The organism is Caballeronia sp. NK8 (assembly GCF_018408855.1).
Lineage (GTDB): Bacteria > Pseudomonadota > Gammaproteobacteria > Burkholderiales > Burkholderiaceae > Caballeronia.
This window is the reverse complement of sequence record NZ_AP024327.1, coordinates 289,326-303,268: the sequence shown is the minus strand read 5'-3', so window position 1 is coordinate 303,268 and position 13,943 is coordinate 289,326. Positions and strand designations below refer to the sequence as shown.

Below are 13,943 nucleotides of genomic sequence, written 5' to 3'. Positions count from 1 at the left end.
ACGCGCCGGGCCGCGCCCGCCCCGCTTCGCCTGTTCCATCCGAAATTCCACACGCAATCGTTCGATATGCAGTCACTGGAGGCCTGGAGATGAACAAGAAGAATTCCGCAGCCATCTGGATCCTGGGCGCGATGGTCTTAGGCATCGGGCTCGGCTACATGATCTTCATGAGCTTCCCCGATAAAAAAGCCGCCACGGAGATCGCCGGTTACATCTCGCTCGTGTCCGATGTCTTTCTGCGGCTGATCAAGATGCTGATCGGGCCGCTGGTGTTTTCCACGCTGGTCGTCGGCATCGCGCACATGGGCGACGCGGCCTCCGTCGGACGCGTGTTCGCCAAGGCGCTCGGCTGGTTCGTCACCGCTTCGCTCATTTCGCTGCTGCTCGGGCTCGTGATGTCGAATCTGCTCAGGCCCGGCGACAACCTCGGCTTGCCGCTGCCCGACATCGGCGCGTCGGCGAATCTCGCGACATCGAAATTCACGCTGAAGGACTTCGTCGGCCATATGGTGCCGCGCTCCTTCGCCGAATCGATGGCCAACAACGAGATCCTGCAGATCGTCGTGTTCTCGATGTTCTTCGGCGTCGCGCTCGCCGCGCTCGGCGAGAAAGGCAAGGTGCTGCTCGCCGCGATCGATCAGCTCTCGCACGTGATGCTCAAGATCACCGGCTACGTGATGAAGCTCGCGCCGCTCGCCGTGCTCGCCGCCATGGCCGCCACCGTGGCGGTCAACGGGCTCACGATCCTGCTGAAGTTCGCCGTCTTCATGGCCGACTTCTACCTGAGCCTGTTTCTGCTGTGGGGACTGCTCGTGCTCGCCGGCTTCGCGTTTCTCAAACGACGCGTCTTCAGGCTGCTGTCGCTCATCAAGGAAGCGTTCATGCTGTCATTCGCGACCGCCAGTTCCGAGGCCGCGTATCCGAAGATCCTCGACGCGCTCGACCGCTTCGGCGTGAAGCGCAAGATCTCGAGCTTCGTGATGCCGATGGGCTACTCGTTCAACCTCGACGGCTCGATGATGTACTGCACGTTCGCGACGCTGTTCATCGCGCAGGCGTACAACATTCATCTGTCGATCAGCACGCAGATCACGATGCTGCTGATCCTGATGCTGACATCGAAGGGCATGGCGGGCGTACCGCGCGCGTCGCTGGTCGTGATCGCCGCCACGCTCAATCACTTCAACATTCCCGAGGCGGGCCTGCTGCTGATCCTCGGCGTGGACACGTTCCTCGACATGGGCCGGTCCGCCACGAACGCCGTGGGCAACTCCATCGCGAGCGCGGTGGTCGCCAAGTGGGAAGGCGAGTTGTTGTCGGAGCAGGACGCGGCGGCGAATGCGGCGCGCATCGAGGCCGAACAGGACGCCTCGCTCGCGCATCCGGCACAGGTCTGACGGAGGCGAGTCATGAAGATGCAGCGCTTCTGGGCGGCGCTGGCTTCGGCCAGCCTGATCGCCATGGCTTGCGGCGCGCGCGCGGCCGACGACGTGCAGACACCGCCGCCAAACGCCGACGCCTACGCCCCCGCGACGCTGACCGGCACGCTCGCCAAGGCGCGCGACACGGGCACGATCGCGCTCGGCTATCGCGACGCGTCGGTGCCGTTTTCGTATCTGGGCGCGCGCAAGGAGCCTATCGGCTATTCCATCGAACTGTGCAAGTCGCTTGTCGCGGCGATCGGCGACGCCATCCACAAGCGCCTGAATATCCAGTGGGTGCCGGTCACGCCGGAGAATCGCATCGATGCGGTCGTCGACGGAAAAGTCGATCTGGAATGCGGCTCGACCACGAGCAATCTCGAACGCCAGAAACGCGTGGCCTTTTCGCCGATCTTCTTCGTGGCCGGCACCAAGGTGATGGTCAAGCAAGGCTCGCCGATCCGCTCGTTCCGCGATCTCGCGGGAAAGAAGGTCGCGGTCACCGCAGGCACCACCAATGAAAAGGCCTTGCGCGATCTCGACAAGAAGTTCGCGCTCGGCCTGCAGTTGCAGGTCGTGCCGGATCATGCAGAAGGCTTCGCGCGCGTCGCGAACGGCCAGGCCGATGCGTTCGCCACCGACGACGTGCTGCTGTATGGCCTCATCGCCGAAAATCGCGCGAAGGGCGGCGCGTATCAGGTGATCGGCGATTATCTGTCGTATGACCCGTACGGCATCATGTTCCGCAAGAACGATCCGCAACTCGCGCAGGTCGTGCGAGACGCGTTCCAGACGCTCGCCGCCGATGGCGAAATCGAGCGGCAGTACAAGCGCTGGTTCCTTCAGCGCCTGCCGTCCGGCACGAGCCTCGACATGCCGATGAGCGCGCAACTCGAAAGCATCATCGAGACGATGGCGGGCGGCGCGGCGCAGTAAGCGCGCTTCAGGCGGACTTCAGGCCGGACTCGCCCGCATGACCCGGTTTCGCCCGGATGCCTTCGCGTCGTAGAGCGCTTCGTCGGCGGCGCGGATGAGCGAGCGCACGTCGTCGTCGCGTTCGGGACGCCAGCTCGCGAGGCCGATGCTCGCCGTGACGCGGCCGAATTCGCTGCCCGCGTGCTCGATCGAGAGATCGCTGATGGCCGCGCGAATCTGCTCCGCGATGTGCGCCGCGCCCTCGGCCGGCGTGTCGGGCAACACGACGACGAACTCTTCGCCGCCATAGCGCGCAGCGGTATCGCCGGGCCGCCGGATGTTGTCGCCGATGCAGCGCGCGACGGCCGCGAGCGCGTCGTCGCCTGCCTGATGGCCGTAGGCGTCGTTGTAGGCCTTGAAGCGATCGATATCGACGAACAGCAGGGAAAACAGACTGCGCGTGCGACACGCCCTGCGCCATTCCTGATCGAGAATCTCGCCCAGCGTCCGGCGATTATGGAGCCCGGTCAGGCCATCGGTGCGCGCGAGCAACTGCAGCTCCGATTCGGCGCGCATGCGCCGCCTGAATTGCGCAGCGAGCACGAACGACAACGCGATGAAACCGGCGGCGAGCACGCCCATCGACGAACCGATGATGATCGCGCGCCGATGCCATGCCGCGTAGATGTCCTCTTCGCCCTCGGCCACCATGATGATGAGCGGCAGCTTCGGAAAATTGCGGAAATAGTAGAGACGCCGCCTGCCGTCGATCGACGATATCTCGCTGAAGCTGCCTTGTTCGGCGGCGCGAAAGTGCTTGAAGGTATCGGCATGGCTGATGTCGCGGCCGATCACGTTCGCATCGAAGGGTTGACGCATGAACATCACGCCGTCCTGGCCGATCAGCGACACGGCGCCGTGCGGCCCGAGCGAAAGGCCCGCGAAAAGATTGCGAAAGTATTCGAGATTCACCGCGATCATCGCGACGCCCGCGAACGATCCATCCGGATGCGACAGCCTGCGGCTGAGCGCGATGCTGGGCGCACCGCCGCGCAGACGCGAGTTGTAGGGGCTGCTGATGTAGAGACCGGTATCGGGATGATCCCGCTGCACCGTGAAATAGCGGCGGTCCGCGAAGTTGCCTTGACGTGGCGGCAGACTGCCGGAATCGATGACGATCTGGCCGTTCGCGTCGAGCACGAGAATCGATCCGAGATCGCGCGCGGTGGCGGCGCGATCGAACAAAACATCGTTGCGCAGTTGCGGCGGCAACGCGATGACATCGGCGCGTTGCACGCCTTCCACGACGGCCTGCAGGGACAGCTCGTACAACTCGAAATTGCGCTCGATATCGCGCTCGGCGAGCAACGCGAGATTGCGCGACGTGTCGCGCGCGCGATCGAGCGCGTCGAGCCTGCCCTGATACAGCACCAGCGCGCAGAGCGCCACCATGACGAGCGCGATGAGCGTGCCGCACAGCACGATGATGTTCGGCGCGGAGAATCGCTGCCGCGAAGGCGCTGGGGTAGTCAGACTCGGGGAAAAGCGTTTTTCGGTTGCCACTATTTGGATATCCCGGAATGCTGGCTCGCGAGTTGATGTTTGCTCGGCACGGTCCTCGGTCAGCGAGCTAGGGCGATATTGTCTCTTATTTGGTTGGATTGGGTGCGGGAGGGGAAAACGGGGCGTTTGATCGCATCAGGGGCGATGGCTGATCCCTTATTGAATCGCGTTCTTATCTCGTAATACTTAGCATTGTCAACGAATGTCAATTTATGGCCCGGAGGTCAACGCCAAAAGACGGCGCGCCGTTAGGCGAAATGGCGCAACGTCGCGTCGTACCGTTTTAATTCAGGAAAGAAAGATTTATATGAAATTCAAGCTCGCTGCTTTTGCCGCCGTTGCGCTGACCTTCACTGGCGCCGCCTTCGCGAAGGATCACGGTTACCACCACGACAATGGCAATCACAACGGCCACAAGCATCACGCGGAGCATCGCGATCATCGTGATACGCGCGGCCACGATGGCGAATTCGCCAAGAATGGCGAGCGTCGCTGATCCTCTTCGATATCGCACATAGTCGTTATACGCACTGATCGAAGATGGCGAAACCTCCCCGCTGTGGAAGGTTTCGCCGTCGCAGAACGAATACGATTTCCAGTCATGATGCGCCAGGCATCCTCGATGCCGACGTCTGAATTTTCACAAGCCAGAATGATCAAATCTCCGCAGTCGCGGCATCGCATGCGCGCGACGTGTCTGGCGGTCGCCTTTAGCCTGATACTGGGCGCATGCGCCAGTCGAACGCCCACGCAGCGTCCGGCTCAACCCACTCCGCAGACGACCGCCCTCGATGTTCCGTCCACGCCCATCGGCTTCTATCGTGCGACGACCGGCGATACCCTTGCTTCCATCGCAGCCGCCTATGGCCGTGACGCGAATGCGATCGCAGACTGGAACGGACTCTCAGCCAATGCTGCACTGCCGCCTGGCCAACTGCTGCGCGTCGGTCCGCCATCGGCATCGCTAGCTGTCGCCGGCAGTCCCACGCAGCCGACTCCGAACGCAACGCCCTGCCGCCCCGATGCGCTGGCGTGGCCAATCAAGGGACCCGTTCTGAAGCGCTTCGGCTCCGATGGGACGAAATCCATCATCATCGGCGGCAACACGGGAGACACGATCCGTGCTGCGCAAAGTGGCAGGGTCGTCTACGTCGGTAATCAGATCGCCGGCTACGGCAGACTTGTGATTCTGAAACATAACAGCCGCTCCCTCACCGCTTATGGCCATAACCAGAGCATTCTCGTGAAAGAAGGCAATGACGTCAGCAAAGGGCAGCCGATCGCGATCATGGGCGATCAATCAGGGGGGCAGGCCTCGCTGCTGTTCGAGCTGAGACTGGATCGCCAGCCTGTGGATCCGCTGCCGTATCTGTTCGACTGCGCCTCATGACCTGGCGTGCACCAGTCAAAACCGCGCAACGTCGATGATCGCATCGGCGAAAGCGCGCGGCGCTTCCTGAGGCAGGTTATGCCCCACGCCGCCGCCGATATTCCGATGCTGATATCGACCCGTGAACTTCTTCGCGTAGGCGGAAGGCTCGGGATGCGGCGCGCCGTTCGCGTCGCCTTCCATCGTGATGGTCGGCACGGCGATCGTCGGCGCGGTGGCAAGGCGCGCTTCGAGCGCGTCGAACTGCGGCTCGCCCTGAGCCAGCCCGAGCCGCCAGCGATAGTTGTGAATCACGATGGCGACGTGATCCGGATTGTCGAACGATGCGGCCGAGCGATCATACGTCGCGTCGTCGAAGCGCCATTGCGGCGATGCGAGCCGCCAGATCAGCTTGTTGAACTCGTGGCGATTCGCTTCATAGCCCGCGCGGCCACGCTCGGTAGCGAAGTAGAACTGATACCACCACGCGAGTTCGGCCTTGGGCGGCAACGGCGTCTCGTTGGCCTTCTGGCTGCCGATGAGATAGCCGCTCACCGACACCATCGCCTTGCAGCGCTCCGGCCACAACGCCGCGATGATGTTAACCGTCCGCGCGCCCCAGTCGAAGCCGCCGAGAATCGCCTTGTCGATCTTCAGCGCGTCCATCATGTCGACGATGTCGCGTGCGATCACCGCCTGCTGTCCGTTGCGCGGCGTGTCGGCGGAGAGAATGCGCGTCCCGCCGTAGCCGCGCAGATACGGCACGATGACGCGATAGCCCGCCGCTGCGAGCATCGGCGCGACTTCGGCGAAGCTGTGGATGTCGTACGGCCAGCCGTGCACGAGGATCACGACCGGCCCGTTCGACGGCCCCGCTTCGGCGTACCCGATGCTGAGCGTCGCGGTCTCGACGTGCCTGAGGTCCGCAAACGAAGCGGGAAGCGTGGCGGCGCCGCGCGTCGCGCCTGCCGTCTGCGCATCCGCAAGGCCGCTCAGGCCGAGTTCGAGCAGGCCGATGCCGGCAACGGTGGTGCCCAGCAAACGGCGGCGGCGAAGATTGATCGTATCCGACATGGTGATATCCCCTTGTTATGCAACGTTGGCTTGGGGACATTAGAACGGGCGGACGTATCTCGCTGATGTCGAATGCGCGCGCCGGTGAATCGCAATGTATCGGCGCGCGGCGTGGATACACTGCGATACAAACGAGCGCGTTTCAGCCGCGCGGCTCGGCCCGCTTGAGTCTGCCGCTGTAATAGCGCTCGCGTGAAGCGCGGATCGCGCTGTCGAAGTCCGGCTCCGTCGCGAGATGCTTGTGATCCACGCTGACGAGCCATCCTTGCGCCGAGCGGCACCAGCGGATGCGTCCTTCTTCGTAGAGTTCGGAGAACCAGCGCCAGAGCGTGGCATCGTCCCTGTCGGCGAGTTTGGCCGCGTCGCTCCGAAGCTTGTTGTCGATGATCGCCAGCATGGTCGTCGTCCTCAGGTCACTTCGACGCCGCGCGCCCCAGTTCGATATAGCGCGCGAGATGATGATCTTCATCGCCCAGTTGATGGTCGATCATCACGAGCCGCTTCGCGTAATGAGAAAGCGGTAGCTCCCAAGTCATGCCGATGCCGCCATGCAGCTGGATAGACTCTTCCGCGACGCGCGCGCCGATACGCCCGATCGAATACTTCGCCGCCGACAACGCACGCTCGCGCGCGACACCCGCTTCGCCGACCGCCGCCGCCGCATTGATCGCAGCGGAGCGCGCCTGCTCGATTTCGAGCAGAACATCGGCCATGCGATGCTGCAGCGCCTGAAACGCGCCGATGGGCACGCCGAATTGCTTGCGCGTGCGCAGATACTCGAGCGTATGCTCCTTCGCGACATCCATCGCGCCGACCGCTTCGGAGGCGAGCGCGACGAGCCCGTAACCGATCGCATGCGTCAGTGTCGCGTATCCACCGCCTTCGTTGCCGACGAGCGCTTCGGCGGCGAGCGTGACGTCATCGAGCGACACCTCGGCCACGCGTCCGCCATCGATCTTGCGATGATCGCGCACGCTCACGCCTTGCGCATCGCGCGGCACCACGAAAAGCGAAATGCCAGCCGTGTCGTATTCGCCGCCCGACGTGCGCGCCGACACGAGCAGCACGTCCGCATGCCCGGCCTGCTGCACGACGCCTTTCGCGCCGTTCAGCTTCCAGCCGTCGCCGTGACGCGTGGCGCGCGTGCTCACGCGCGCAAGCTCGTAGTGCGAGCCGGGTTCGTCGTGCGCGAACGACGCGATCGCGGCGCCGTCGATCATCTTCGCGATGATCGTGCGCTGCGTGTCATTGCCCGCATGCGCGAGCGCGCGCCCGACGATCAGCGCATCGAGAAACGGCTCGACGACGAGCCCACGCCCGAGCGCCTCGAACACGACAGCGACATCGAAGCCATCGCCGCCGAAGCCGCCAGCCGCTTCGTCGAAGAACGCGCCGACGATGCCGAGCTCGCAGAACCGTTGCCACATGTCGCGGCTAAAACCTTCATCCGAGCGCGCGATCCTGTCGCGCGCCTCGAACCCGTATTGCTCGGCGACGAAGCGGTTCAGCGAGTCCGCGAGCATGCGCCGGTCGTCCGTGTGCTGGAAGTTCATCGTGCGAATCCTTTAAAGGCCGAGCATCATCTTCGCGATGATGTTCTTCTGAATCTCGTTGGAGCCACCGAAGATCGACAGCTTGCGATTGTTGAAGTACTGCGACGCCGCGTTCGACGCCTCGGCGTCGCTGTCGTCGTCGAAGAAGGGCTGCGCATACGGTCCCATCGCCCGACGCATCAGCGACGAGATTTCCTGGCGAATCTCCGTGCCGCGAATCTTCAGCATCGAGCTTTCCGCGCCCGGCGCGCCGCCGCCCGCAACCGCCGCGAGCACACGCAGATTCGTCGTCTTCATGTTCTCCAGATCGATCTCGACACGCGCGAGCCGCGCCGCGAACAAGGGATCGTCGATGAGCGCGCGGCCATTGCACTGCGCCTTGCTCGCCGCCGCTTTCAGACGGCCCAGCGCCGCGACGGAAAAGCCCACGCCGGCAATGTTCGTGCGCTCGTAGGTCAGCAGATACTTCGCATAGGTCCAGCCCTTGTTCTCCTCGCCGACGAGATTCGCAACGGGCACGCGCACATCGGTGAAGAACACTTCGTTGACTTCGTGTTCGCCATCGAGCGTGATGATCGGCCGCACTTCGACGCCGGGCGTGGTCATGTCGATCAACAGAAAGCTGATGCCTTCCTGCTTGCGCGCATCCTGCGACGTGCGAACGAGACAGAAGATCATGTTCGCGTATTGAGCGAGCGTGGTCCACGTCTTCTGACCATTGACGATGTAATGCTCCTCACCGTTCTCCATCGCGCGCACGGCCGTCGTGCGTACCGACGCGAGATCGGAGCCCGCGCCCGGTTCCGAATAGCCCTGGCACCACCAGTCGGTGCCGTCGAGAATGCGCGGCAGCCAGTGACGTTTCTGCGCCTCGCTGCCGTATTTGATGAGCACCGGTCCGAGCATGTTCACGCCGAAGGGCACGATGCGCGGCGCGCCTGCAATCGCGCATTCGTTCTCGAAGATGAACTTCTGCACCGCGCTCCAGCCAGGACCACCGTATTGCTGCGGCCAGTGATTCGCGAGCCAGCCTTTCGCATTGAGAATGCCGTGCCATTGCGCCATGTCGTCGCGCGTGAGGTGCTCGCCGGTGCGCGCCTTGTGCGCGATGCGCTCCGGCAGCGACGTGCGCAGAAAGTCCAGCACGCCGGCGCGAAACGCCTCTTCGTCTGCGGTGAATTTCAGATCCATGATTGCTGTTCCGTATGAGTTCGACGAAGGCCTCAGGCCGACTGGTTCAGGCTCGCGAAGTTCGTGCCGCGTTCGACGAGATCGACGAGCAGCGGCGACGCGCGCCAGAAGAGCGGATCGTCCTTCGCGAATGCGCGGATATCGGCGAGCACGTTCGCCAGGCCGATGCTATCCGCGTAATGCATCGGGCCGCCGCGATAGCGCGGAAAGCCGAAGCCGTGCATCAGCGTGGCGTCGACATCGAGCGGGCGCTGCGCGATGCCTTCGTGCACGATATTCGCGCCTTCGTTGATCATCGCGGCCAGGTAGCGGCGCACGATCTGCTCGTCGCTGAATGCGCGCGGGCTCACGCCCGCACGCTTGCGTTCGGCGTCGATGATCGACTCGACTTCCGCATCGGGCTTGCCCACGCGCGCGCCGTCTTCGTATCGATAGAAACCGCGCCCCGTCTTCTGGCCGAACCAGCCGCGCTCGCACAATTCGTCGCCGATTCGCACGTAGCGCGCGTTCGGATCGCGCGACGGGGCGCGGCGTTTGCGCGCCGCCCAGCCGATATCGGCGCCCGCGAGATCGATCACCTGATACGGTCCCATCGGAAAGCCGAAGTCGCGCACGGCCTGATCGATCTGATACGGCGACGCGCCGTCTTCCATCAGATGATCCGCCGCCGCGCGGTACACGGCGAGCATGCGGTTGCCGATGAAGCCGTCGCACACGCCCGCGCGCACCGCGACCTTCTTCAGCTTCTTCGCCAGCTCGAAACCGGTCGCGACGGCATCGGCGGCAACGCGCGCGGGCACGACCACTTCGAGCAGCTTCATGATGTTCGCCGGCGAAAAGAAGTGCAGCCCGAGCACATCTTGCGGACGCGAGATGCTTGCCGCGATCTCGTCGATGTCGAGATAGGACGTGTTGGTCGCGATCACCGCGCCCGGCTTGCACACGCGATCGAGTTGCGCGAACACGGCCTTCTTCACCGCCAAGTCCTCGAAGACCGCTTCGATGACGAGATCGGCGTCGGCGAGCGCGTCGTAGGTCGTGTCGCCGTGGAAATTTGCCAGCGCGCGCGCACGGCCTTCGGGCGTCAGGCGGCCCTTTGCGATAAGACCGTCGTAGACCTTTTCGACGTGCGCGCGGCCGCGTTCGAGCGATGAGTCGTCGCGTTCGATCATCGTCACCGCGAGGCCCGCGTCGAGCAGCGCGACGGCGATGCCCGCGCCCATCGTCCCGCCGCCGATCACGCCGATCAGGCGAAGCGCGCGCGCCTGCGCGTCACGCGTTTCAGGCGACTTCTGCGCCTCGCGCTCGGCAAAGAACGCATGCACGAGTCCCGCGCGCTGCGGACTTTCACGGCATTCAAGAAACTGTTCACGCTCGAAGCGCAGCCCTTCGTCGAACGGGAGATTCAACGCCGCTTCCACGCAGTCGACGATCTTCAGCGGCGACAGCAAACCGCGCGATTTCTTCTGCGTATCCGCGCGCGCGGCGGCGATCGCGGCCGCGCTGGCTTCCTTGTCCGCGAGACCGCGCGCGTTTCGCGTGCGGCGCGGCGCGGCGTGCGTCGCGATCAGTTCATGTGCATAGGCGAGTCCTTCGGCGAACACGTCATCGCTCTGGCCGACGCGATCGACGAGACCGAGCCGCAGCGCGTCCTCCGCGCCGACATGACGCCCGCTCAGCATCAGCGACAACGCGGCCTGCGCGCCGATCAGACGCGCCGAGCGCTGCGTGCCGCCCGCGCCGGGTAACAGGCCCAGTTGCACTTCGGGCAGACCGAGCTTCGCGCCAACGACCGCGATCCGGTAGTGCGACGCCAGCGCGACCTCCAGCCCGCCGCCGAGCGCCGCGCCGTGAATCGCCGCGACGACCGGCTTCGCGCACGCCTCGATGCGGTTGCACACCTCGGGCAGCGACGGCGGCACCGCGGGCTTGCCGAACTCGCGGATATCCGCGCCCGCGATGAAGTTGCGCCCCGCGCCGACGATCAGGACCGCGCGCACCGACGGGTTGGCGTCGGCGGTTTCGATCGCGTCGATCAGGCCGCGCCGCACGGCGGCATTGAGCGCGTTGACGGGAGCGTGATCGATTGTCACGACGAGGACGCTGCCACGCAATGCGTGTTGAACAGCGATGGTTTCCGGCGCGCTCGAAAGCGTCATGAAGGAAGTCTCCTGATCCGATTCTTGCAGTTTGGCGTGCAAGCATTCTCGCGGGGAAAGGCATCCTTGACAATTACAGCGACCGTTGACAGACTGTCAAATCGCATTTGACAATCGAGATTGCCGTGGATGTCAATGAACTCACGCTGCTGGTCGAAATCCTCGATGCGGGCAATCTGAGCGAAGCGGCGCGCCGCCTCAAGATGAGCCGCGCCAATGTCAGCTATCACCTGAATCAGCTCGAAAAGTCGGTCGGTTTGCAGCTCGTGCGGCGGACCACGCGCCGCGTCGAGCCGACGGAACTCGGCCTCAAGCTCTACGAGCACGGCCGCTCGATCCAGAATGCGCTGCTGGCGGCGCAGGAATCTGTGTCGACGCTCGGGCAGCGGCTGCAGGGACGCGTGCGGCTATCGGTGCCGAGCGGTTACGGGCAACTCGTGATGTCGGAATGGCTGATCGCGTTCAAGCGCGAGTATCCGGATATCGTGCTCGACGTGATGTTCGAAAATCGCGTGGAAGACCTGATGCGGGATGAAGTCGATATCGCCGTGCGCGTGATGCCGGAGCCGCCGCCGAGCCTCGTCGCACGCGACATGGGGCCGGTGCGGTATGTCGCGTGCGCGTCGTCGGCGTATGCCGGGGAGCACGGCATGCCGACGCGGCTCGAAGAACTGCGCGTCGCGCCGGTGATCACCGCGACGGTGGTCGGCAAGCAGACGCGCGTCGCCGCCTATCTCGACGACGAACGTCATGAGGTGATGCTGGAGCCGAGCCTGATCTCGGAGAATTTTCTGTTTCTGCGCGAGGCGATTCTCGCGGGGCTGGGCGTCGGGATCGTGCCGGATTACGTCGTGATGGAAGACATGCGGCGCGGTGAGGTCGTCACGGCGCTCGATGAATGGCGGCTCAGCATCTTCGGCACGCATATGTACATGCTGTACATGCCGAATCGGCACCACACGCGCGCGACGCTGGCGTTCATCGAGTTCATGCTGGATTGTGCGCAGAAGGCGGGGCGCGGGCGGCGTTGAAGGGGCGTGCGCCGTCAGTATCCGCCGAAGAGTCGATCTCGCGCGTCAGCAATCAGGCCACGGAATTCACCAAGCGATCCGATCCTTTTGCCAAGCACACCGGCCGGAACGGCGGCCATTGCAGGCGTGTCCAGGAAACAGTCTTCGCCGTCGATCACGAAGCTCGGGAGCAGATCGGATGGCGCGCCCGTGTAGTCCAGAAGGTTCGAACGCCGTAGGGGAATCACCACGCGAGTCGGCAGACTGCCGACATGATCGCTTTGTACATCGACCACGTAGGGCGTGCTGTTTCGCGAATCTTCGTTGGGGTTGAGATAGAGGTCAAAACGAGCCATCAGAACGTCCGATATTTCGCCAAAGGCAGGCCTTCCCGTTCCACCATCGCGGTGTAGGCCTTCACGAGTTCGGCGTTTTGCTCGGCCCACTGGCGGGCCTCGACTTCCTGAACCTCTTCACGCAACCCGCGTTCGCTCGCACGCGAAACATTGACGTTGAGTTCCCTGGCGCGCTCCAGCAGATCCGACGGCAGAGAAACGTTGGTTGGCTTGCGTGTGACTCTGGCGCCCCTCTCGGGCTGGACTGTCGACTGAAGGTCCGCGCGCGTAACGAAAGCGTGGGCCATGTGCATCCCCTATGTGCATAAACAATGTTCATAGTATCGCACACTGACTGGTGCTTGCGTCACCCACCCCGCCCCCGCTCCGCGAACCAGATCGCCACCGACATCGACACGACGCCCGCGAGTTGGACGCCGCTCAGACGCTGATCGAAATACAGCCAGTCGATGACGATGGCCACCGCCGGATAGACGAACTGGAACACCGCGACGCGCGCCGTATCGAGTCGCGCCATCCCGATATACATCAGCGTGTACGCGAGGCCCGTGTGGATCAGCCCGAGCCCCGCGAGCCACGCCCACGAGATGCCCCACGCGGGCCAGCCCTGCTGCATCGGCCAGACCCACAGGAGCAGCGTGCCGACCGCGCATTGCCACCACGCGAGCGTGCCGGCGGGCAGTTCGCGCAAGCGTTTCGCGATGATGGTCACGCACGCCATGCACAGCGACCCGGCCAGACACGCGGCGACGCCGATCCAGTAGCCCGGCTCGAGCGAGCCGCTCGCGCTGTGCTCGACGATGCCCGTCGCCATGACGAGTCCGATCATCGCGACCGATACCGCCGCGATGCGCTGCCCGCCGATCGCCTCCTTCAGCAGGCACGATGCGAGCACCAGCACCCACATCGGCTGAACATGGAACAGCACGATGGCCACGCCCGCCGAAATGCGCTCGACCGCGCTGAAGAACAGCGACCAGCTCAAGACCATCAGCACGCTGGCGGCGAGCACCCACGGAGCCGTAGTGCGCGTCAGGCGCAGAAACCGCGTTTGCCCGCGCAGCACAACCCACACGCTCATCCCGAGCAAGCCGAATGCGCAGCGGAACCACGTCGCCGTCAAGGGATCGGCTTTGGCTTCGTGCAGAAAAATGCCGATCGTGCCGAGCAGCGCGCAGCCGAGAAGAAAGGGCCACGCGCCTGCCGCGCGATGTGTTTGCGCGCGCACCGCGAAGCGCGATGCCGTCCGAGGTGATGTCGGGTTCGTATTCATGGACGCAGTGTGTGCCGCGGCTAGTCGAACGAAAAGCGCATAATTCGAACGCTATCCAT

14 protein-coding genes are annotated in these 13,943 nt (G+C 64.0%); 5 read left to right on the top strand and 9 right to left on the bottom strand.

Annotated features, from left to right (window positions below; translation table 11 throughout):
• Positions 1–89 precede the first annotated feature (89 nt).
• On the top strand, positions 90–1,397 hold the full coding sequence (locus NK8_RS39060; RefSeq protein WP_213234487.1) for a dicarboxylate/amino acid:cation symporter: 1,308 nt from the start codon (positions 90–92) through the stop codon (positions 1,395–1,397).
• Positions 1,398–1,409: 12 nt separating this feature from the next.
• Complete coding sequence (locus tag NK8_RS39055) at positions 1,410–2,357, top strand: amino acid ABC transporter substrate-binding protein (RefSeq protein ID WP_213234486.1); 948 nt, start codon at positions 1,410–1,412, stop codon at positions 2,355–2,357.
• Positions 2,358–2,375: 18 nt separating this feature from the next.
• On the opposite strand, the gene NK8_RS39050 is transcribed toward NK8_RS39055, so the two are convergent.
• Entirely contained in the window at positions 2,376–3,899 is a 1,524-nt protein-coding gene (locus NK8_RS39050) for a sensor domain-containing diguanylate cyclase (protein WP_213234485.1), read from the bottom strand.
• A 202-nt stretch (positions 3,900–4,101) separates the two neighbouring features.
• Here NK8_RS39050 and NK8_RS39045 point away from each other — a divergent pair, with 202 nt between their 5' ends.
• Both NK8_RS39045 and NK8_RS39040 read left to right on the top strand, forming a co-directional pair.
• On the top strand, positions 4,102–4,395 hold the full coding sequence (locus tag NK8_RS39045) for a hypothetical protein (RefSeq protein ID WP_213234484.1): 294 nt from the start codon (positions 4,102–4,104) through the stop codon (positions 4,393–4,395).
• Positions 4,396–4,500: 105 nt separating this feature from the next.
• Positions 4,501–5,289, top strand: coding sequence for a murein hydrolase activator EnvC (locus NK8_RS39040; RefSeq protein WP_225936683.1), 789 nt, complete (start codon positions 4,501–4,503; stop codon positions 5,287–5,289).
• A gap of 15 nt (positions 5,290–5,304) precedes the next feature.
• On the opposite strand, the gene NK8_RS39035 is transcribed toward NK8_RS39040, so the two are convergent.
• From NK8_RS39035 to NK8_RS39015, 5 genes are all read right to left on the bottom strand, one after another.
• Positions 5,305–6,342 carry an alpha/beta hydrolase gene (locus tag NK8_RS39035; RefSeq protein ID WP_213234483.1) on the bottom strand — a complete coding sequence of 346 codons (1,038 nt, stop codon included), beginning with the start codon at positions 6,340–6,342 and terminating at the stop codon, positions 5,305–5,307.
• Between the two features lie 142 nt (positions 6,343–6,484).
• The gene (locus NK8_RS39030) at positions 6,485–6,739 is read right to left on the bottom strand and encodes a hypothetical protein (RefSeq protein ID WP_225936682.1); all 255 of its coding nucleotides are present in this window, start codon (positions 6,737–6,739) and stop codon (positions 6,485–6,487) included.
• A 16-nt stretch (positions 6,740–6,755) separates the two neighbouring features.
• Positions 6,756–7,895 carry an acyl-CoA dehydrogenase family protein gene (locus NK8_RS39025; RefSeq protein WP_213234482.1) on the bottom strand — a complete coding sequence of 380 codons (1,140 nt, stop codon included), beginning with the start codon at positions 7,893–7,895 and terminating at the stop codon, positions 6,756–6,758.
• Positions 7,896–7,907: 12 nt separating this feature from the next.
• A complete protein-coding gene (locus NK8_RS39020; protein ID WP_213234481.1) occupies positions 7,908–9,086 on the bottom strand; it encodes an acyl-CoA dehydrogenase family protein in 1,179 nt (392 codons plus the stop codon).
• 32 nt (positions 9,087–9,118) lie between these two features.
• A complete protein-coding gene (locus NK8_RS39015) occupies positions 9,119–11,245 on the bottom strand; it encodes a 3-hydroxyacyl-CoA dehydrogenase NAD-binding domain-containing protein (RefSeq protein ID WP_213234480.1) in 2,127 nt (708 codons plus the stop codon).
• A gap of 125 nt (positions 11,246–11,370) precedes the next feature.
• On the opposite strand from NK8_RS39015, the gene NK8_RS39010 reads away from it, so the two are divergent.
• Positions 11,371–12,276 carry a LysR family transcriptional regulator gene (locus NK8_RS39010; RefSeq protein ID WP_213234479.1) on the top strand — a complete coding sequence of 302 codons (906 nt, stop codon included), beginning with the start codon at positions 11,371–11,373 and terminating at the stop codon, positions 12,274–12,276.
• A 14-nt stretch (positions 12,277–12,290) separates the two neighbouring features.
• Here NK8_RS39010 and NK8_RS39005 read toward each other — a convergent pair whose 3' ends face one another.
• From NK8_RS39005 to NK8_RS38995, 3 genes are read right to left on the bottom strand one after another with little or no spacing between them, the layout of a single operon-like run.
• Positions 12,291–12,611: a CcdB family protein gene (locus tag NK8_RS39005; protein ID WP_213234478.1), complete on the bottom strand. Its 321-nt coding sequence runs from the start codon at positions 12,609–12,611 to the stop codon at positions 12,291–12,293.
• Positions 12,611–12,898, bottom strand: coding sequence for a type II toxin-antitoxin system CcdA family antitoxin (locus NK8_RS39000; RefSeq protein ID WP_061178024.1), 288 nt, complete (start codon positions 12,896–12,898; stop codon positions 12,611–12,613). Before NK8_RS39000 ends, NK8_RS39005 begins: the two co-directional genes overlap by 1 nt.
• A 59-nt stretch (positions 12,899–12,957) precedes the next feature.
• Positions 12,958–13,884 carry a DMT family transporter gene (locus NK8_RS38995; protein WP_213234477.1) on the bottom strand — a complete coding sequence of 309 codons (927 nt, stop codon included), beginning with the start codon at positions 13,882–13,884 and terminating at the stop codon, positions 12,958–12,960.
• Positions 13,885–13,943 lie beyond the last annotated feature (59 nt).